Origin of the sequence: Luteibacter sp. UNCMF331Sha3.1, from assembly GCF_900109915.1 — a bacterium.
Lineage (GTDB): Bacteria > Pseudomonadota > Gammaproteobacteria > Xanthomonadales > Rhodanobacteraceae > Luteibacter.
This window is the reverse complement of sequence record NZ_FOBU01000002.1, coordinates 913848-933592: the sequence shown is the minus strand read 5'-3', so window position 1 is coordinate 933592 and position 19745 is coordinate 913848. Positions and strand designations below refer to the sequence as shown.

Below are 19745 nucleotides of genomic sequence, written 5' to 3'. Positions count from 1 at the left end.
CGTCACCGGTCGGCGAGCCACGTGTGGATGGCGGGCGGCACCAGCTTCTGTGCGCGTCCCGACACGTAGATACCGATGTGTCCGCCCTGGAAGGCCAGCGCGGTGTAGTCGTCGCTGCCGATCAGATCGCCCAGCGGTGCGGACGCGGCCGGCGGCACGAGGTGATCCTGCTCCGCGTAGATGTTCAGCACGGGCTGCGTGATGTTCTTCAGGTCGATGGGGCGCCCGCCGATGCGGGCCTCGCCCGACATGAGCTGGTTCTTCTGGAAGAAATCGCGCGCGAACTCGCGGAACGCCTCACCCGCCTGGTCGGGCGAGTCGAAGATCCACTTTTCCATGCGAAGGAAATTCTCCAGTTCCTTCGGGTTGTCGAGGATGTCGACGAGGCCGACGTACTTCTGCTGGTTCAGCCGTATCGGCTTGAGGGTGAGGTACGCGAAGTTCATGACGTCGGCAGGCACGTTGCCCACCGTATCGACGAACAGATCGATGTCGACGTTGCGTGCCCAGTGCGAGAGCATGTTGTCCGGCGTGTGGAAATCCACCGGCGTCACCATCGTCACCAGGTTGCGCACCTTCTCCGGATGCAGCGCGGCGTAGCACAGCGAGAACACCCCGCCCTGGCAGATCCCCAGCAGGTTCAGCGCGTCGATGCCGTGGCGCGCGCGAATGGCGTCGACGCAGCGATCGAGATAGCCGTCGATATAGTCCTCGAGGGTAAGCCACCGATCCGCGCCATCCGGATAACCCCAGTCGACGAGATACACGTCCTCGCCCTGCGCGAGCAGGTTGCGCACCATGGAGCGGTCTTCCTGCAGGTCGACCATCCAGGGGGTATTCACCAGCGCGTAGCAGATCAGCAGCGGCGTTTTCGACGTCGGCGGCGTGTCGCCCTTGAAGTGCCAGAGCGTCAGCTTGTCTTCGGTGTAGACCGCCTCGCGCGGCGTCGTGCCGAGCTCGATCGGACCGACGCGCTTGAGCGCCTCCATGCCGGCTTCGAGCTTGCGGCGAAACGCTTCCATTTCGGCTTGCGCCCGCTGCGGATCGAACGGAAACGGCGGCAGGTTCATCGCTTCGCGGCCTTTGCAGGCTTCGCAGGTTTCGCCGGTTTTGCAGGCTTTGCGGCGTTTGCAGACTTCGCCGTCTTTGCAGGCGCCGCGGCCCTGGCGACATTCGCCGGCTTCGCTGCCTTCGCCTTGGTTGCTGCCTTCGCAGGCGCAGCCGCACCGCGCAGCGCGGCCACTTCCGCGCGCAGCGCTTCCACTTCGGCCTTGAGGCTCTGCATGTGACGGAGCTCGCGGCGCACGGCCTGCAGGCGTTCGCCGAGGCTGTCGACCTCCGTCCGCGTGGGCATGCCGGCCTGCGTAGCGGCGCGCTCCACCTGACGTTGCTGCAACATCTTCAGATGCATCTGCGCGTTGACGAGGGACGCGTACACCTCGCGGAATTCCGCCGACAGCGCGGCTTCCGCGTAGCTCTCCTCGGCGAGGTTCACCCAGCGATCGTAGACGGAGCGCATCGACTCGGCGTCCGTGGGTGGCCCCTGCTCGCGCAACGCCGCGTTCGCGCGCTCGTGAACGCCCTGCAGCAAGGTCTGGTAGCGCTGGTAATGCCCTGCGTAATCGATCCATGCGCGAATCAGCGCCTGCTGTTCCTCCTGCTGCTCACGGGTCAGCCCGAACGCCGGTAACGACAGCGCCTCGTTGGCCGCTTTCGCCCATTCGTCGAAGCGCTCGCGATCCGGCGCCCCGGCACCCGGCGGAGGGCCGTAACCAAACGGCGGCATGCCGGGGCCGCCGTGCCCGAACGCGCCCATGGGCGACTGACCGCCGGCGAAGGACTGCATCCAGTCGCCGAAGCCACCCAGGCCGGCAAACAGACGGCCCATGATGTCGGCGGAAGGCATCTCCGTGGGCACGCCCTGCGGATCGAACTGGCGCGACCACGCCTGGACCCCGTCACGGACCCACGCCTGGTACTGATCGATGAAATCGTGCGGTTTATCGGACATGCGCCCATGGTACCGCGAGCTTGCCCGCCACCGCGGTCTCGCCGGTGCGATCGGCTCACGGCTTGCAGCGCACCGACACAGCGACATCGCAGCGAGCCCCGGTGGGAGCCAGCCTGCTGGCGATGGGTGCTTGTCGCGAGCCCCCATCGCCAGCAGGCTGGCTCCCACCAGAAACGACGAAGCCCGACATCTCGCGATGCCGGGCTTCGTCGTTACACCGGAGGGCTGGATCAGCCCGCGGCGCTTTCTTCTTCGGTAACGGCCTTCATCGACAGGCGGATGCGGCCCTGCTTGTCGACTTCGAGGACCTTGACCTTGACGATGTCGCCTTCCTTCAGCTTGTCGGAGACCTTCTCGACGCGCTCGCTGGAAATCTGCGAGACGTGAACGAGACCGTCCTTGCCCGGCATGATCGTGACGAATGCACCGAAGTCCATCAGCTTGGCGACCTTGCCTTCGTAGATGCGGCCCGGCTCGACGTCCGAAACGATCTGCTCGATGCGCTTGCGCGCGGCTTCGGCGGCTTCGCGATTGACGGAGGCGATCACGACGTTGCCGTCGTCCGTGATGTCGATCGTGGTGCCCGTCTCTTCCGTGATCGAACGGATGGTGGCGCCACCCTTGCCGATCACTTCGCGGATCTTGTCCGGGTGGATCTTGATCGTCAGCAGGCGCGGCGCGAACTCGCTCATTTCCGAGCGGGCTTCGGTGATGCACTTGGCCATTTCGCCGAGGATGTGCAGGCGACCGCGCTTGGCCTGGGCCAGCGCCGTGCGCATGATCTCTTCGGTGATGCCGTCGACCTTGATGTCCATCTGCAGCGCGGACACGCCATCGGCGGTACCAGCCACCTTGAAGTCCATGTCGCCGAGGTGGTCTTCGTCACCCAGGATGTCGGAGAGCACGACGAAGTCGTTGCCTTCCTTCACCAGGCCCATCGCGATACCGGCGACGGCGGCCTTGAGCGGCACGCCGGCGTCCATCATGGCGAGCGAGGAACCGCACACCGAGGCCATCGACGAGGAACCGTTCGACTCGGTGATTTCCGAGACGACGCGGACGACATACGGGAACTCTTCGATCGTCGGCTTGACGGCCTGCACGCCGCGCTTGGCGAGACGGCCGTGACCGACTTCGCGACGCTTCGGGCTGCCCACGCGGCCGGTTTCGCCCACCGAGAACGGGGGGAAGTTGTAGTGGAACAGGAACGTGTCCTTCCACTCGCCTTCCGGCGCGTCGATGATCTGCGAGTCGCGCGTCGTGCCGAGCGTGGCGACGACCAGGGCCTGCGTCTCGCCGCGAGTGAACAGCGCCGAGCCGTGCGTGCGCGGCAGGACGCCGACGCGGACGGTGATCGGGCGGACGTCGTCGAGCTGGCGACCGTCGATGCGGACCTTCGTGCTGAGCACGCCGTCGCGCAGGGTGCGGTACTCGACTTCACCGAAGGCGTTGCCGATGTCGCCATCGGTCCAGCCATTGGCTTCGGCGTCGGCGGCGATGGCGGCCTTGACGTCGCTCTTCAGCGCGCTGATGACGTCGCGACGGGCCAGCTTGTCGCGGATCTGGAAGGCTTCCGAGAAACGGTTGCCGACCGCGGCCTTGACCGCGTCGTACAGCGCCGTCTTCGCGGCCGGGGCTTCCCACTTGAACGTCTTGGCGCCGGCTTCGGCGACGAAGGCGTTGATCGTGTCGATGGCGATCTGCATCTGCTGGTGGCCGAAGACCACCGAGCCGAGCATCACGTCTTCGCTGAGCAGCTTGGCTTCCGACTCGACCATCATCACGGCGCTGGACGTGCCGGCCACGACGAGGTCGAGGTCCGAGGTCTTCAGCTGCGTGGCGGTCGGGTTGAGGATGTACTGGCCGTTGGCGTAACCGACGCGCGCGGCACCGATCGGGCCCTTGAAGGGCACGCCGGCGAGCGACATGGCGGCCGAGGCACCGATGAGCGCCGGGATGTCACCGTCGACTTCCGGGTTCAGCGACACGACCTGTGCGATGACCTGGATCTCGTTGCGGAACTCTTCCGGGAACAGCGGACGAAGCGGACGATCGATAAGACGCGAAGTGAGCGTCTCCTTCTCGGTCGGGCGGCCTTCGCGCTTGAAGAAGCCACCCGGGATGCGACCCGCGGAGTAGAACTTCTCCATGTAGTCGACCGTGAGCGGGAAGAAGTCCTGGCCTTCGCGCGCCTTGGGGGCGGCGACGACCGTCACCAGGACGACGGTGCCGCCCATGCTGACCATGACCGCACCGGACGCCTGGCGGGCGATTTCGCCCGTCTCCAGCGTGACTTCGTGACTACCGTACTGGAATGACTTGGTTACTTTCGCCACTTCGTTGTCTCCTCGTCCTGATCCGGTGGTTTAGCGGCGCAGGCCGAGGCGTTCGATGAGGGTCTGGTAGCGAGCGAGGTCGCTCTTCTTGAGATAGGCCAGCAGCGTCTTGCGCTTGTTGACCATCTTCAGCAGACCGCGACGCGAGTGGTGGTCCTGCTTGTGCGCCTGGAAGTGATCCTGCAGCGCGGTGATGTTCGCGGACAGCAGCGCGACCTGGACTTCGGTCGAGCCGGTGTCGTTTTCCTTGCGACCGAAGTCCTTGATGATCTGGCTGGTCTGTTCGACGGTGAGCGACATGTGTATCGATTCCTTAAAAAAGCGGATGCGAGACTTGCGCAACCTCAACGGCCACCGATGAAGTTGCGCAAGCCTCGCTTTGATGAAAGCTGTTAAACGAGCACGTAATTGTAACGTCCTGCGCGTAGCGGCAACAAGCCCGGTCAGGGCGCCGGCAGATTGAACCCGCGAAGGACGCGGAGCACGCCCTCCGCGTCGACGTCGCCAAGGGCCATGAGACGGCCATCGGCGCCCCACACCCCGCACCGGCCGGTGGCCGTGCCGGCCCCGAGGGGCACCGGCTGGCCGAAGCCGAGGACACGGGTCCGTGCCGGATCGAGGTCGATCCGGGGGATGTGCGCCAGGCCCGCGTCCACGGGCAGGAGGCAGGCCTCGAGCGGATCGGGACCCGATTCGGCGGCCTCGCGCAAGTCGTCCAGCGTCACCATGGCGGGTGCCATGAAGGGCTCGACCCAGAGCCGGCGCAGGCCGGTCAGGTGGGCGCCGCAGCCGAGATGGGCGCCGAGGTCGACCGCGAGGCTGCGTACGTAGGTACCCGAGCCGCACTCCACGTGCAGGCGAAGGACGTCGCCCTCGCGCCCGATCACGTCGAGACGGTAGACGTCGACCTCGCGGGACGGCACGTCCACCACCTCGCCGCGGCGCGCCCGTACGTACAGCGGCACGCCGTCCTGCTTGATGGCGGAATAGGCGGGCGGCACCTGCACGATGCGGCCGCGGAGCGGCGCGAGCGCGGCTTCGATGTCGGCATCGGACAAGGCGGGGACGGGACGGGTCTCGACCACGTCGCCCTCGAGATCGGCGGTGGTGGTGGTCTGGCCCAGCCTGACCTCGGCCTCGTAGGCCTTGCGGGAGCCGAGCAGCCAGCCGGCGATCTTGGTGGCTTCGCCGAAGCAGAGCGGCAGCAACCCGGTGGCCAGCGGATCGAGGCTGCCGGTATGGCCGCCCTTGGCGGCGCCCACCAGGCGGCGCGCCGTCTGCAACGCCTGGTTGGAGCTCAGGCCCAGCGGCTTGTCCAGAAGCAGGATGCCGTGGATGTCACGGAATGAACGACGGTTCAAGGACGTCAATCTTCGGAGGGGTCTGCCGGTGGCACGGGGTTGTCGCGCAGCAGGCGCTCGATGCGCTCGCCGTTGTCGACCGACTCGTCGTACTTGAACTTAAGCTGCGGCACTTTACGCAGGATCATCGACTTGGACAGCGCATGGCGGAACTCGGGTGCGAGCTCCTTCAGCGCCTTGACGACCTCGCCCGACTGGCCGGGCATCAACGCCGTGACCCAGACGGTGGCCCAGTCGAGGTCGCGGGTCACTTCCACATCGGACACGCTGGCCGACGGCAGCGCGTGGTCGCGCACGGCGGCATGCACCAGTTCGCCGATTTCGCGGCGAAGCTGGGCGGACACGCGGTCGGTACGTTTGAAATCACGGGACGGCATATCCGCCTCCAGCTTTATGAGGGTGCATAAACGAATAAAGCCTCCCCGGCGTTCGCCGGGGAGGCGCATTGCAGACGATTACAGCGTGCGGGGCACTTCGATGCGCTCGAAGCACTCGATCTGGTCGCCCACCTTGACGTCGTTGTACTGCTTGACGGCGATACCGCATTCCATGCCGTTGCGGACTTCGTCCACCAGCTCCTTGAAGCGGCGGAGCGATTCCAGCTCGCCCTGGAACACGACGACGTTGTCGCGCAGCACGCGGATCGGCTTGGAGCGCTTGACGTGACCTTCGGTGACCATGCAGCCCGCGACCGCGCCGAACTTCGACGAACGGAACACGTCGCGAACCTGCGCGATACCGATGATCTCTTCGCGGATCTCCACGCCCAGGAGGCCCGAGGCCGCCTGCTTCACCTGATCGATGACGTCGTAGATGATCGAGAAGTAACGGACGTCGAGACCGTTGGTGTCGATCACCTTGCGTGCCGACGCGTCGGCACGGACGTTGAAGCCGATGATCAGCGCCTTCGAAGCCGCCGCCAGCGTCGCTTCCGACTCGGTGATGCCGCCCACGCCGGACGAGATCACGTTGACCTTCACCAGGTCGTTGCCGATCTGCGTGAGCGACTCGCGCAGCGCTTCGACCGAACCCTGCACATCGGCCTTGACCAGGATGTTGAGGGTCTGCTGGCCTTCGCCACGACCCATCTGGGCCATGATGTCTTCCAGGCGGTTCGACTTCGACACCAGGCGCGTCTCGCGACGCTTGAGCTGACGCTCGGCCGCCACTTCGCGCGCCAGGCGCTCGTCCTTCACGGCGACGAAGTCGTCACCCGATTCCGGCACGCCGGACAGACCGAGCACCTGCACCGGGATCGACGGGCCGGCCTCGTTGACCTGCTTGCCGGTTTCGTCGACGAGCGCGCGCATGCGGCCGTATTCGACACCGCAGACGACGAAGTCGCCCTTCTTCAGCGTGCCCTGCTGCACGAGCACCGTCGCTACCGGACCGCGACCGCGATCGAGGCTGGACTCGATCACCACGCCCGAGGCGGGGCCATCGGCCACGGCCTTGAGCTCCATGATCTCGGCCTGGATCGAAATGGCGTCGAGCAGCGCGTCGATACCGTCGCCGGTCTTGGCCGACAGCGGCACGAACGGCGTGTCGCCGCCCCACTCTTCCGGAATGACTTCCAGGTTGGCGAGGCCCTGCTTCACGTGGTCCGGGTTCGCGTCGGACTTGTCCATCTTGTTCAGCGCCACGATGAGCGGCACCTTGGCGGCGCGCGCGTGCTTCACGGCTTCCTGCGTCTGCGGCATGACGCCGTCGTCGGCAGCGACCACGAGCACCACGATGTCCGTGGACTGCGCACCGCGGGCGCGCATCGACGTGAACGCCGCATGGCCCGGGGTATCGAGGAACGTGATGACGCCACGGCTGGTTTCGACGTGGTACGCACCGATGTGCTGCGTGATGCCGCCCGCTTCGCCCGAGGCGACCTTGGTGCGGCGGATGTAATCGAGCAGCGAGGTCTTGCCGTGATCGACGTGACCCATGATCGTGACGACCGGCGGACGCGAGACCTTCTCACCGTCGAGCTCGACGCTCTGGGTGTGCGAGGCGAGCGCGGCTTCCGCGTCGTTCTCGGTCGCGCGGACCGGGTTGTGACCCAGTTCTTCGACGACGAGCGCCGCGGTGTCGTGGTCGATCGTCTGGTTGATGGTCGCCATGACGCCCATCTTGAACAGCGCCTTCACCACCTCGGCGCCCTTCACGGCCATCTTCTGCGCGAGGTCGGTGACGAGGTTGTTGTCGCCGATCACCACGTCGCGAACCACCGCGGCGGTGGGACGCGTGAAGCCGTGCGGACCGCCCGAGGACGCGCTGCCGCGGGAGGCTTCCGCGCGACCGCGGACCTTGCCGCCGCCGCGACGGTTGTTGCTGGAGCGGCGCGCGCGATCGGCATCGGACAGGTGCAGTTCGCCGGCGGCGAAACGCTTGCCGCCCGCTTCGCGATCACCGCGACCGCTGCCGGCGTTGTTACCGCCACCGCCGCTGTGCTTCGGACGCGCGGCACCGCGGTCGCCCGACGGTGCGGCCGACGAGGACGGTGCCGGACGCGCGGCCGACGGAGCGGCCGGACGCACGGGCGCCGCCGCGACCGGCGCGGGCGCCGGTGCGGGTGCCGGCGGCGGCGTGGGTTTCGAGACCACGCGCTCGCGCTTCCGCGGCTCGTGGATGCGCGGCAGGATCATGCCCAGCGAACGCGTATCGAGCTTGGCCGTCTGATGGCCGACGCCATCGTCGCCCGTCGCCGCGGCGGGAGCCGCCGGTGCGGGGGCAGCGGCCGGTGCCTCGGCGTCGCTCGCAGCCGATGCCGCGACGCGCGCCTGTTCGGCACGCGCCTGTTCGGCAGCGGCTTCTTCGGCCTGGCGGCGTGCTTCGGCGGCTTCTTCCGCGTGGCGACGTGCTTCGGCTTCGGCGTGCAGGCGTGCTTCCTCGGCCTGGCGACGCGCCTCGGCTTCCTCGTGGCGCTGCGCTTCTTCGTGCTCGCGCTGGGCCTGCGATTCGGCCAGCTTGCGCGTGGCGTCTTCGCGTTCCGGATCGTGCGAGGCGTCTTCGGCGATGGAGCTGCGCTTGACGTACGTGCGCTTGGCGCGGACTTCGACGTTGACCGTCTTGGCCGGACCGGCGCCACGGCCCGTGCCCGAGTTCACCTTCAGCTCGCCGACCGTGCGGCGCTTGAGGGTGATCTGGCGCGGCGCCGAGTCGTCCGCTTCGGGTGCGGCCTCGTTCTTGCCATGCGTGCGGCGCAGGAAACCGAGCAGCTTCACCTTTTCGGTGCTGCTGATCACCTGATCCGCATCGTTGAATTTCATCCCGGCCTGATCGAGCTGCCCAAGGAGCTTCTCGACTGGCATTTCCAGGACCTGTGCCAGTTGTTTGATAGTGACGTCCGACATCGTTCTTTATTCTCCGCCGTTCCCGCGCGTAACCATACGTGCCGTCGATGACCCGTACGGCTGCCTCCATCCCTGGCGGGAAATCTCTCGATTCCCCTCGAGGCGCCCTTCCAGGGCGCGTCCGGATTCGCGCTTAGCCGCCCTTCTCCAGTCGGGCGATCATCGGAGCGCGCGCGGCCATGATCAGCTGCGATGCGCGTTCCTCGGTCATGCCTTCGATATCGATCAGCTCGTCGACGGCGAGGTCGCCCAGGTCGTCGAGCGTCTTCACGTTGCGCTCGGCGAGCGCGAAGGCGGTGGGTTCGTCCATGCCATCCAGTTCCAGCAGCTCCGCCGACGGACCGTTCTCGTCGATGCCTTCCTCGGCCGCCAGGGCCTCGGTGAGCAGCGCGTCGCGGGCGCGGGCGCGGAGTTCCTCGACGATGTCCTCGTCGAAGCCTTCCACGGCGAGCAGCTCGGCGCTCGGCACGTACGCGATTTCCTCGACGGACGAGAAGCCTTCCTGCACGAGGATGCTGGCGATTTCTTCGTCGACTTCGAGCTTGTCCTGGAACAGCGCCAGGGCGGCGGCCTGCTCGGCCTCGCTCTTGGCGGTGACCTGGTCCTGCGTCATCACGTTGAGCTGCCAGCCGGTGAGCTTGCTGGCGAGGCGCACGTTCTGGCCACCGCGACCGATCGCCTGGGAAAGCTTGTCCTCGGCCACCGCGATGTCCATCGAGTGCTTCTCTTCATCCATGATGATCGACTGGACTTCGGCCGGCGCCATCGCGTTGATGACGTACTGCGCCTGGTTCTCGTGCCACAGGATGATGTCGACGCGCTCGCCGTTGAGCTCGTTCGACACCGCCTGCACGCGCGAACCGCGCATGCCGATGCACGCGCCGATGGGATCGGTACGGCTGTCGTGAGCCACCACGGCGATCTTCGCGCGGTCGCCCGGATCGCGGGCGCAGCCCTTGATCTCGACGAGGCCCTGGCCGACTTCCGGCACTTCGAGCTTGAACAGTTCGATCATGAACTCCGGGGCGCTGCGCGAAACGAACAGCTGCGGGCCACGGATTTCCGATTTCACTTCGTAGAGGTAACCGCGGACGCGGTCGCCGACGCGGGCCGATTCGCGGGGAATCGTCTTGTCGCGCGGAATGAACGCCTCGGCGTTGCTGCCGAGGTCGAGATAGACGTTGCCGCGCTCGACGCGCTTGACGATGCCGGTGACGAGTTCGCCCACGCGGTCGCGGAACGCGTCGACCACCTGCTGGCGCTCCGCTTCGCGAACGCGCTGCACGATGACCTGCTTCGCGGCCTGCGCGGCGATGCGGCCGAACTCGGCGTTCTCGATCTGGTGTTCGATCCAGCCGCCGACCTCGGCGACTTCGCCTTCGCCGGCCTCGTCCTGGGCGTCCATCAGGCGGATCTGGAAGGACGGGTCCTCCATCTCGCCGTCGTCTTCGATGATCTCCCAGCGACGGAAGGTCTCGTAGTCGCCCGTGTTCATGTCGATCTCGACCCGGATGTCCGGATCTTCATCGGGGTAACGCTTCTTGGCGGCCGAGGCGAGCGCCGCTTCCATGGCTTCGAAAATGACTTCGCGCGGCACGCCCTTCTCGTTGGCGACCGCGTCGACTACCAGCAAAAGTTCTTTGCTCATTGCCCGCTACTCCCGTGAGGATGCCCCGCGGCATCCCGATCGTTTCGTTATTTGGGTTTCTTTCCGCCCGCGGGCTTCGGCTGCGGCGCGTAGCCGAGTGCCACCCAGTCGGGAACCACGCGGGCGCTTTCGACGTCCGCATGCTCGAATTCGAATCTGCCGGCCTCGCCCTCGACCACGATGTGCTCGCCGTCGACTTCCACGACGTTGCCCTTCAGGCGCCGGCGGCCCTCGATCGGGGCCTTCAACAGCACCTTGACCTCTTCGCCGGCCACGCGAGCGAACTGCGCGGGGCTGAAAAGAGGACGGTCGATACCGGGGGACGAGACTTCCAGTACATAGTTGCCGGGAATCGGATCTTCAACGTCCAGGTACGCCGAGAACTCGCGGCTCGCGGTTTCGCAGTCGTCGACGTTCACCTCGGCGGGCAGCTCGGCGGCCTCGCGGCGTTCGCGCTCGGCCTCGACGACGTCCAGATACACGCGCAGCGTGCTCTGCCCGCCCGACGGAAGGAATTCGATGCCCAGCACCTCGAGGCCCATGTCGGCCACGATGTCGCTGAATTTCTGTGAAAGTGCGTTGGTATCCACGTTACCTGCGGTTTTCCGATGGCCAGAAACAAAAAAAGGGCGCGAACGGCCCATTCCTTTCGTTCGCCGATGTATCCGACACTTTCCTCCTGCGTGCGCCGCGATGCCCTGATGGCGCTCACAGTCGTGTCGCGGGACGCCTCCGTGCGCCCAACAAAAAAGCCTCACGAGGAGGCTTTCTTGTAAAAAGAAAGTTCCTGAAGCGCCGGAGACGAGAGGCCACAGCCATCATCAACACCGCTTAAGATTCACTGATTCTATCGTAAGAAGGCCCCTCCGCGCAAGGTCGGGCATCCTTTGCGCACCGGGGACGAGACGCGCGGCGGCATGCCGATTCTGCCGAAAACGTGCCGCCCTCGCCGCCCGGATCCGCCCTCAGCGCGCTCCGGCCAACGGAACCCGCGCCAGCGCCCGCCACCCGTCGTTCCCGCGTTCCATGAGATGGACCTCATGGGCTCGACAGGCGATCGCGCCGCTGGACAGCAGTCTGGCGCGACACGTCGCGGCGATCGCCTCGTGGTCCCGGCGCACGTTGCGGGCCACCGACAGGTGGGGGACGAAGCCGTCGAAGACGGGGCCCGTGCGCGGCCGGTCGGGAAACGACGCCTGCAGATCGATCACCAGTCGCGCGATCGCATCGGCCGGCGTCGGCCCGAGCCAGACGGTCGACGGAAACGTGCCCACGTCGGCCAGCCGGAAGTCGAAGAGCCCGTGACGCGCAACCACACCGCGCAGCCGCTCAAGGACGTCGTCCGTCACGTCCCCGCTGTCGAGGAACGGGTAGACCAGCGTGATGTGCGCGCCGAGGCCGCGCCGGGCGGACGGATCCATGCGGTCGCGGAGGTCACCGACGAGGGGTTCGGCTTCGGGTACGAGCAAGGCGAGAAGGGTTCGGGCCATGGAGGCAATGTAACCGGGGCTGCGGCTGACTTGTAGGAGCGGATCTACGAAGGCGAGACCTTCCGCCCGGCCAGCGGCAGATAGATGTCCGTCACCGCCTCGTGCTCCGGCACATCGGGGAAGAACGTCACGCGTCGCACGAACAGCGGCGCGTCGCGTGGTTCCTCGTCGCTCGACGCCAGCCATTCCGCGTAGAGGAAACGGATGGCGTCGCCAAGCAACGCGTCCGATCCGGTATGCCTCAGCACCGCGCAGCGGCCCCCTTCGATCGTCGACGCCACCACGCCCGCGTCGTTGGGACCGACGTCGTCGCACGTGGCGCAGATGTCGAGCCGGAAGGCATCGGGCGGCGTCGTGCCGGGATCGTCGTGCAGGATGTTCCACGTCGCACTGCGCGATGGCGACAGCCCCCTCTCGCGACGCCAGTCGATGAAGCGGCGTACCGATTCGCCGATGCGGGCCGGATCGCCCACGTGCGGAAGGCACGCGACGGCGACGGGAGCGAGATCGACGACACGGACGTCGTCCAGTCGATGGGCCTGCGGCATGTGGAACCTCCTTACCTGATCGAGTTCTTGCCACGCGCTCGCCCAGACGCGCCAGTCGGGCGCCTCGCGGAACGCGGAGGGTGTTTGACCGAGACGCTGGCGAAACGCCCGCGCGAAGGCATCCTGGCTTTCGTAGCCGGCATCGAGGGCGATGTCCGTCAGCGACGCTCCCGGCCGGAACGCCGCCTGCCACGCCGCGCGCTTGAAGCGCGACAGCTGCACGTAGCGATGCACCGTCATGCCGGTGAGTGCCGTGAAGGCACGATGGAAGTGGAAGGTCGACCAGCTGGCGACCCCTGCGAGCACCGACAAGGACAGATCGCCGTCGAGGTGACCGTCGATGTGGTCGAGAACGCGCCGGAAGCGCTGATGGGTGGTGGGCGACATGGTGCAGAGCCTAGCGACGGTGGCCCGCCGGCGCACGACCGATCTTGCGACATGAGCGATATGTCGCCCGACCTGTGAATCCTACAAGGTGACGGGATCGGCATCGCTTAGCCCCCCTTCTCGTGGCACGATGCACGCCTGCGCGCCGCTTGAGGGGGAGGAAGGCACAGGTATGGGGAAGCCGGGACGTTTTCTGGGCTACGGCGCGCTGCTCGTGGCCTTGCCACTCGTGCAGGTCGTCGGCCCGCCGATCGTGGGGCGCGAGTTGCCGGAACTGGCGTATTACATGATGCTGCTGGCGTCCGGCATGGCGCTGTTCGCCGCCGTCGCCTGCCTTCGCGTTCCCGCCTACGAACGACGCACCATGGGCAGCCTGGTGCTCGGCCTCGCCTGCTGGGTGGCGGGCATGGCCTATGCCATCGCGCGCTCGGGTACCGAGCAGAACCTCATCTCGACTTACGTGCTCTTCGTCAGCTATGGGCTGCCGCTTCTCTACGCCGCGGTCGCGACGAGGGACGAACCGACGACGCCGTCACGGCGCCTTGTCGACGGCGCGCTACTCGTGTTGCTCGTCATCCTCTGCTACCTCGGCGTGCGCGACCTTCGCGACGCCGACGGGTTCCTGAAGAGCGAGGACATGGTCTGGGTCGTCATCGCGTTCGACATCGAGAACGTCTTCCTCTTCCTGACCTTCCTGATCCGGACCCTCGCGTCGTCGGAGGAGAAGGAACGTCGCTTCTTCCGCCTGACCACGATCTTTCTCGGCCTGTATGCACTGACGGCCGGCTTCCACAACCACGACGAGCTCTATCCGGCCAGTCCGGCTTTCGCGCGACTCGCGGACATCCTGCCTACCCTGCCCTTCACCGCGCTCGTCTGCCTGCTGCACGCGGGCCGGCGCCCCAGGGCCTTCGAACCGACGCAGCGCCTGTGGGCACGGCAACTCGCCGCCGGCTTCGCGCCGGGCCTGCTGCTCGCCGCGATCTTCGCGCTCAGCCTCGGCATCAAGGAATCGCAGGGCACCTTCGGCCGCGTCGTGCTCGCCCTGGCGATGCTCGTGTATGTCGTGCGTGTCGTGCAGACGCAGTTCTGGTTCGCAAGCACGCGCGACCGCCTCGCCGATGCCCTCGCCGCCGTGGAGCGCGTCTCGCTGCTCGACGAACTCACCGGCATTCCGAATCGTCGCGCGTTCGACCAGGCCTTCGCCGAACGCGTTCGCGAAGCCGCGCGCGACGGCAAACCGATCAGCGCCCTGATGATCGACGTCGACCTGTTCAAGACCTTCAACGACACGCGAGGCCACCCCGAGGGCGACATCGCCCTCAAAGCGGTCGCACGACTCCTCGCCGGCGCGCTGCGACGGCCGGCCGACTTCATCGCCCGCTACGGCGGCGAGGAATTCATCGTGCTGCTTCCGAATGCCCCGCTCGACGGCGCACAGGTCGTGGCCCGACGCATGAATCGCGCGATCCATGACGCCCTGCTCGAATACGACCACGGCATCGACGGCCGGGTCACGGTCAGCATCGGCGTCGCCACCGCGATGGCGGCCGACGCGGGCGACCTCGTGCGGCATGCGGACCAGGCGCTCTACGTCGCGAAGAGCACCGGCCGCAATCGTTATGTCGCCATCGGCGATGCCGAGGTCGCGGTGGCCGGCTAGGCGGCGGCCGACCCGGCGGCTTTCGCCGCCGCGACGAGGGCCTTTCGCCGAATCAGGAACATGATCGCACCGAACGGTAGCGACACACCCAGGATCCAGGGACCGAAAGGTGCGGCCGCCGTGGATGCGGCCAACAACTGGACCGAGAGAGGACTGAAGTTCGCCTGCCCCGTCGTCCAGTTGAAATGCACCGTGCATACGCCGACGAGCGTGAATAACGCCCACGCTACTTTCCGTCGACGGAAAGGCGTCCGGACGCAGACCACGCAGACGACCACGCAGAACACCGGCGCCGCGATGGCGAGGAACAGCATCAGCAGATGCAGTCCGCCCTTGTTCGCGAGCGTGAACGCATTGGTCTGCTCCATCGACTGCGAACGCATCTCCCCGTGCAGTCCGGCGATCCGCGCGGCCTCGCCGACCTTCAGGATCACGGCGCTCGCCACCAGCCAGCGACCGTCGAAATCGTACTCGTACGTGATGTCGTACCGGCGGGTGTCGGACTGAAATTGCGTCGTCGCTCCGATCACCTTGGCGGAACGCGGCGCGCCATGCGGAAACGCTGCCACCATCGCGGCCAACTGCTCATCCGTGACCTGCGCAGCGAGGTCCTGCGCAAGCATCGGGCGAAGATCCGTCAGATTCCCCGTGCGCCAGTCGTCGATCGCCTTCTTCGCCTCTTCGGCTTCCGGATGCGGCGTGAACTTCTCGATCATCGCTTCCTGGCTGCAGCCGACGATCGCCAGTGCGAGGGCGATCGCCGCCAGCCCCCTCCGGAGCCGGCCCATGGACCCTGCCGCCATGCTCAGGCGCGCGCCCGGAGAACGGCGGCTTCCGCGTTCATGCGTCGCGAGGCCTCCGCGACGTCGGTGCTGACGACGGTCTTGCCGATGGGCGCGAGCGCGATCCCGGCGAGCTTGAGGTGCTGCCAGCCGAACGGGATGCCGATGATCGTGACGCAGCAGGCGATCGCCGAGCAGACGTGGCCGATCGCGAGCCAAAGGCCGGCAAAGACGAACCACACGATGTTGCCGACCGTGCCGAAGACACTCGTGCCGATATCGCCACGGCCCGACAGGTCACGACGATCGATCGCCTCCTTGCCGAACGGCCAGAACGCGAACGCGCCGATGACGAAGCACGAACGGCCCCAGGGAATACCGACGATGGTGAGGAAGCAGACAAGACCTGCCAGCCACCAGCCCAGGCCCATGACCAGGCCACCGAACACGAACCAGATGATGTTGCCGATCGTCTTCACGCCGCACTCCTTGTGATTGGAGGCGCGAACGTAGCGCCCGGGTCGCGACGAATCAAGTGCCGGAAGATCAGTGGCTGCCCGAGGCCTCGCCGCCCCTTCCGAGCTGTCGCAAGAGCGCAACGCTGGCCACGTTCATGCCGACGATCTCGATGCGCTTGCCCGTCCGGCGGAACTTCGCCATCACCTTCTCGAAGGCGCCGACGGCGGTGAGGTCCCAGAAACGGGCATCCGAGACATCGAGGCGCACTTCGTCGATGTCTTCCTCGTTGAAGTCGAACAACTCGGCGAACGCATCGGACGATGCGAAGAAAATCTGCCCCCGAACCGTATAGGTGCGTACGCGACCGTCCGCGCTCAGCGAACTGTCGATATCCAGCGCCTTGCCGACCTTACGCGCGAAGAACACGGCCGACAGCACAACGCCGGCCAGGACGCCGCGGGCAAGGTCATGGGTGGTGACGGTGACGAGCACCGTGCCGACCATGACGATGCTCGACGTGGTGGGATGGGTGCCGAGATCACGGAGCGAGCGCCAGTTGAAGGTGCTGAGCGAGACCATGATCATCACCGCCACCAGTGCCGCCATCGGAATCCTGCCGACCCATTCCGATCCGAAGACGACGAGCATCAGCAGCACCGCGCCGGCGACGAAAGTCGACAGCCGCCCGCGACCACCCGACTTCACGTTGATCACGGACTGGCCGATCATCGCGCAGCCCGCCATCCCGCCCATGAAGCCGGTAGCGATGTTGGCAAGGCCCTGACCCATGCACTCCCGGTTCTTGTCTGCGCGCGTATCCGTCATGTCGTTGACGATCTGCAGCGTCATCATCGACTCGAGCAGCCCCACGACGGCAAGCGTCGCCGCGGTCGGCAGGACGATCTTCGCCGTCGTCCAGTCCAGCGGAACGTCGGGCAGGAGGAATCGAGGCAGCGAATCCGGCAGCGCACCCATGTCGCCTACACGATGAATGTCCATACCGAACACCACGGCGACGATCGTCAGCACGACGATCGCCACGAGTGGCGACGGAATCGCGCGCGTGACATAGGGAAACAGATAGATGATCGCAAGCCCCGCGGCGGTCATCGGATACACCAGCCATGGCACGCCAATCAGTTCCGGCAACTGCGCCATGAAAATCAGGATGGCCAGCGCATTGACGAACCCCGTCACGACGGAGCGCGAAACAAAACGCATCAGCGATCCGAGCTTCAGCGCCCCGATGATCATCTGGAAGACGCCCGTCACGATGGTCGTCAGGAACAGGTACTGCAGGCCGTGATCCTTCACAAGACCGACCATCAGCAGTGCCATCGCACCGGTCGCCGCGGAGATCATCGCCGGACGCCCGCCGGCGAAAGCGATGACCACCGCCATCGAGAACGATGCGTACAGGCCCACCTTCGGATCCACGCCGGCGATGATGGAGAAGGCGATCGCCTCGGGAATCAGGGCGAGCGCCACGACGAGGCCCGACAGGACATCGCCACGAATGTTTCCGAACCATTCCTGGCGCAGGCGCGAAGTCATCGACACGTTCATGCTCTCCGGGAGGGGGATACCCTGCCCCGTTTCAAGGGTCTTTCGGGAAAGTGCCGACCTTCCGGCGTACGTAGATCGCGAGCCCGATCGGCACGTAGCTCCACATGAACACGCCGTCGGGGTAGCCGGAATAAGCCAGCGAGAAAATGGGTACGAGCGGCATGAGCAGAGCGAAGGGCCACAGCATGCCGAGCAGCCGATTGAACGACACCACCACGATCAGCATACCGACCGCGGTCGTGGTCAGGTTATCGGAAACGATGCTTTCCCAGGCCATTGGCGACCACCGCTCATAAGAAAAAAGCGCGGACCGTGAGGTTCGCGCTTTTCTTTGAAAACTGGTAGCGGGGGTAGGATTCGAACCTACGACCTTCGGGTTATGAGCCCGACGAGCTGCCAGACTGCTCCACCCCGCATCAGAGAAGAGAAGTATAGAGACGTGGCCGAATTCTTGCAAGCCCGTTGTCATACATTTTTTATATCGCGAAGACCGTGCACCGAGGACGTGGATACCGGCGTGCGCCGGTATGACGGTCGAGAAACGTCGGACGTCGCTTGCACCGTCCCCCCGGCGCACGCCAGGGTCCACGGCGAAGCGATCGTTCGTTCCGTCCCGAAGCGCGCCATGAAAAAAGGGCACCTCGCGGTGCCCTTCGTTCAACCGGTGACCGGATCGATCAGCCCGCGAACGCGCGCTGGCACCACGCGAGCAGCGGCGCCCACGTGAAGCCGAGCACGAGTAGCGCGAGCGCGTTGATCGAGAGCACCCAGCGCGCCGGGGCATCGGCGGTGGCGCGGACGTCCGTGCCTTCGGCCGGTGCGTCGAAGTACATCACCTTGACCACGCGCAGGTAGTAATACAGACCCACGATGGCGAACACGGCACCCACGATAGCGAGCCAGATCATGCCCGCGTCGACCGCGGCCTTCAGCACCAGCAGCTTGCCGAAGAACCCGAAGAGCGGCGGCACGCCGGCCAGCGAGAACATCACGAGCAGCATCAGGAATGCGAACCACGGGGAACGCTGGTTCAGGCCGCGAAGATCGTCGATCTCTTCGCATTCGAAGCCCGAGCGCGACAGAATGAGGATCATGCCGAAGGCCGCGGCGCTGGTCAGCGCATAGCTCACCGCGTAGAACATCGACGCCGAATACCCTTCGGGACCGGCGTTGACCAGACCCAGCAGCAGGTAGCCCATGTGCGAAATGGTCGAATAGGCCAGCAAGCGCTTGAGGTTGGTCTGGACGATGGCGACGAGGTTACCGATCGCCAGCGAGAGCACCGCCAGCACGGCCAGCATCAGCTGCCACTGCGGGGCGAGGCCCGTGGCGCCGCCGGCGATGTCGCCCATGCCGGTCGACAGCAGGCGATAAGCCATGCCGAATGCGGCCAGCTTCTGCGCCGAACCGATGAACACGGTGACGGCGGTCGGCGAGCCCTGGTAGACGTCCGGGATCCACATGTGGAACGGCGCGGCGCCGAGCTTGAAACCGATGCCGACGATCATGAAGACCAGGCCGAAGAGCAGCAGCGTCTTCCACTCGGTGCCGACGATGGCGGCGTGGATCGTGTGGAGGTCCAGGCTGTGCGTCGCGCCATACACCATCGACATGCCGTACAGCAGCATGCCCGAGGCCAGCGCACCCAGCACGAAGTACTTGATGGCCGCTTCGGACGACAGCTGCGAATCGCGGTTGAGGGCGACCAGTGCGTACGACGACAGCGTCAGCAGTTCGAGGCCGAGGTAGACCGTGACGAGATTGCCCGCGGAGACCAGGAACATCAGGCCGACGGTGGCGAAGATCGTCAGCGTGTAGAACTCGCCGAAGGGAATCGCCCGTTCTTTGAGGTACGGACGCGCATAGACGAAGATCACCGCGATGATCAGCAGCGAGAAGAGCTTCAGTACCTCGGAGACGCCGTCACGGATGAACATGCCGCCGAAAGCGGTGGCCGGCGTGGTCGGCGCGCCGCTCACGACGAGGTACGCGCCCACGAGCAGCACGAGGATGGAGAGCCAGTGGACCGTGCCCTTCTGGCCCGGCTTGAGGTACGCGTCCAGAAGGAGCAGCACGCAGGCCGCGACCACGAGGTAGACCTCGGGGAGCAGGATCAGGATGTCGTTGATACTCGGCATGGATTATTCCCG

The 19745-nt window shown here is 66.1% G+C and carries 17 protein-coding genes and 1 tRNA gene; 1 reads left to right on the top strand and 17 read right to left on the bottom strand.

What is annotated here, in order from left to right; translation table 11 throughout:
• Positions 1-2: 2 nt before the first annotated feature.
• From BMX32_RS12675 to BMX32_RS12625, 11 genes are all read right to left on the bottom strand, one after another.
• Positions 3-1070: a class III poly(R)-hydroxyalkanoic acid synthase subunit PhaC gene (locus BMX32_RS12675; RefSeq protein WP_089979335.1), complete on the bottom strand. Its 1068-nt coding sequence runs from the start codon at positions 1068-1070 to the stop codon at positions 3-5.
• A complete protein-coding gene (locus BMX32_RS12670) occupies positions 1067-2011 on the bottom strand; it encodes a poly(R)-hydroxyalkanoic acid synthase subunit PhaE (protein ID WP_170843647.1) in 945 nt (314 codons plus the stop codon). Before BMX32_RS12670 ends, BMX32_RS12675 begins: the two co-directional genes overlap by 4 nt.
• A gap of 230 nt (positions 2012-2241) precedes the next feature.
• Positions 2242-4347, bottom strand: coding sequence for a polyribonucleotide nucleotidyltransferase (gene pnp, locus BMX32_RS12665; RefSeq protein ID WP_089979331.1), 2106 nt, complete (start codon positions 4345-4347; stop codon positions 2242-2244).
• Positions 4348-4377: 30 nt separating this feature from the next.
• Entirely contained in the window at positions 4378-4647 is a 270-nt protein-coding gene (gene rpsO / locus BMX32_RS12660) for a 30S ribosomal protein S15 (RefSeq protein WP_089979330.1), read from the bottom strand.
• Positions 4648-4790: 143 nt separating this feature from the next.
• Positions 4791-5708, bottom strand: coding sequence for a tRNA pseudouridine(55) synthase TruB (gene truB / locus BMX32_RS12655; protein WP_089979328.1), 918 nt, complete (start codon positions 5706-5708; stop codon positions 4791-4793).
• Between the two features lie 5 nt (positions 5709-5713).
• Positions 5714-6085 (bottom strand): 30S ribosome-binding factor RbfA, encoded by a 372-nt coding sequence (gene rbfA / locus BMX32_RS12650; RefSeq protein ID WP_089979326.1) that lies wholly within the window; start codon positions 6083-6085, stop codon positions 5714-5716.
• A 78-nt stretch (positions 6086-6163) separates the two neighbouring features.
• Positions 6164-9052, bottom strand: coding sequence for a translation initiation factor IF-2 (gene infB / locus BMX32_RS12645; RefSeq protein ID WP_089979325.1), 2889 nt, complete (start codon positions 9050-9052; stop codon positions 6164-6166).
• 133 nt (positions 9053-9185) lie between these two features.
• On the bottom strand, positions 9186-10700 hold the full coding sequence (gene nusA, locus BMX32_RS12640) for a transcription termination factor NusA (protein WP_089979323.1): 1515 nt from the start codon (positions 10698-10700) through the stop codon (positions 9186-9188).
• Between the two features lie 47 nt (positions 10701-10747).
• Entirely contained in the window at positions 10748-11290 is a 543-nt protein-coding gene (gene rimP / locus BMX32_RS12635) for a ribosome maturation factor RimP (protein ID WP_089979321.1), read from the bottom strand.
• A gap of 375 nt (positions 11291-11665) precedes the next feature.
• Positions 11666-12190 carry a 2'-5' RNA ligase family protein gene (locus BMX32_RS12630; protein WP_089979320.1) on the bottom strand — a complete coding sequence of 175 codons (525 nt, stop codon included), beginning with the start codon at positions 12188-12190 and terminating at the stop codon, positions 11666-11668.
• 44 nt (positions 12191-12234) lie between these two features.
• Positions 12235-13125, bottom strand: coding sequence for an AraC family transcriptional regulator (locus BMX32_RS12625; protein ID WP_089979318.1), 891 nt, complete (start codon positions 13123-13125; stop codon positions 12235-12237).
• A 172-nt stretch (positions 13126-13297) separates the two neighbouring features.
• On the opposite strand from BMX32_RS12625, the gene BMX32_RS12620 reads away from it, so the two are divergent.
• The gene (locus BMX32_RS12620) at positions 13298-14788 is read left to right on the top strand and encodes a GGDEF domain-containing protein (RefSeq protein WP_170843646.1); all 1491 of its coding nucleotides are present in this window, start codon (positions 13298-13300) and stop codon (positions 14786-14788) included.
• On the opposite strand, the gene BMX32_RS12615 is transcribed toward BMX32_RS12620, so the two are convergent.
• The 6 genes from BMX32_RS12615 to nuoN all read right to left on the bottom strand — a co-directional run bounded on the left by BMX32_RS12615 (position 14785) and on the right by nuoN (position 19733).
• Complete coding sequence (locus BMX32_RS12615) at positions 14785-15576, bottom strand: hypothetical protein (RefSeq protein WP_139206720.1); 792 nt, start codon at positions 15574-15576, stop codon at positions 14785-14787. The genes BMX32_RS12620 and BMX32_RS12615 overlap by 4 nt on opposite strands.
• Positions 15577-15593: 17 nt before the next feature.
• On the bottom strand, positions 15594-16049 hold the full coding sequence (locus tag BMX32_RS12610) for a YccF domain-containing protein (protein WP_089979314.1): 456 nt from the start codon (positions 16047-16049) through the stop codon (positions 15594-15596).
• A 67-nt stretch (positions 16050-16116) separates the two neighbouring features.
• Positions 16117-17583 carry a SulP family inorganic anion transporter gene (locus BMX32_RS12605; RefSeq protein WP_089980309.1) on the bottom strand — a complete coding sequence of 489 codons (1467 nt, stop codon included), beginning with the start codon at positions 17581-17583 and terminating at the stop codon, positions 16117-16119.
• Positions 17584-17626: 43 nt separating this feature from the next.
• Complete coding sequence (locus tag BMX32_RS12600) at positions 17627-17872, bottom strand: hypothetical protein (protein ID WP_089979312.1); 246 nt, start codon at positions 17870-17872, stop codon at positions 17627-17629.
• Between the two features lie 62 nt (positions 17873-17934).
• Positions 17935-18011: transfer RNA gene (locus tag BMX32_RS12595), tRNA-Met, on the bottom strand.
• 261 nt (positions 18012-18272) lie between these two features.
• A complete protein-coding gene (nuoN, locus tag BMX32_RS12590; RefSeq protein WP_089979311.1) occupies positions 18273-19733 on the bottom strand; it encodes an NADH-quinone oxidoreductase subunit NuoN in 1461 nt (486 codons plus the stop codon).
• Positions 19734-19745 lie beyond the last annotated feature (12 nt).

Coding starts and splice junctions, on each gene's coding strand:
- BMX32_RS12675 (WP_089979335.1), bottom strand. CDS start 1,070: ATGAACCTGCCGCCGTTTCCGTTCGATCCGCAGCGGGCGCAAGCCGAA.
- rpsO (WP_089979330.1), bottom strand. CDS start 4,647: ATGTCGCTCACCGTCGAACAGACCAGCCAGATCATCAAGGACTTCGGT.
- BMX32_RS12620 (WP_170843646.1), top strand. CDS start 13,298: ATGGGGAAGCCGGGACGTTTTCTGGGCTACGGCGCGCTGCTCGTGGCC.
- BMX32_RS12615 (WP_139206720.1), bottom strand. CDS start 15,576: ATGGGCCGGCTCCGGAGGGGGCTGGCGGCGATCGCCCTCGCACTGGCG.
- BMX32_RS12600 (WP_089979312.1), bottom strand. CDS start 17,872: ATGGCCTGGGAAAGCATCGTTTCCGATAACCTGACCACGACCGCGGTC.
- BMX32_RS12670 (WP_170843647.1), bottom strand. CDS start 2,011: ATGTCCGATAAACCGCACGATTTCATCGATCAGTACCAGGCGTGGGTC.
- BMX32_RS12605 (WP_089980309.1), bottom strand. CDS start 17,583: ATGACTTCGCGCCTGCGCCAGGAATGGTTCGGAAACATTCGTGGCGAT.
- nusA (WP_089979323.1), bottom strand. CDS start 10,700: ATGAGCAAAGAACTTTTGCTGGTAGTCGACGCGGTCGCCAACGAGAAG.
- nuoN (WP_089979311.1), bottom strand. CDS start 19,733: ATGCCGAGTATCAACGACATCCTGATCCTGCTCCCCGAGGTCTACCTC.
- BMX32_RS12630 (WP_089979320.1), bottom strand. CDS start 12,190: ATGGCCCGAACCCTTCTCGCCTTGCTCGTACCCGAAGCCGAACCCCTC.
- infB (WP_089979325.1), bottom strand. CDS start 9,052: ATGTCGGACGTCACTATCAAACAACTGGCACAGGTCCTGGAAATGCCA.
- rbfA (WP_089979326.1), bottom strand. CDS start 6,085: ATGCCGTCCCGTGATTTCAAACGTACCGACCGCGTGTCCGCCCAGCTT.
- BMX32_RS12625 (WP_089979318.1), bottom strand. CDS start 13,125: ATGTCGCCCACCACCCATCAGCGCTTCCGGCGCGTTCTCGACCACATC.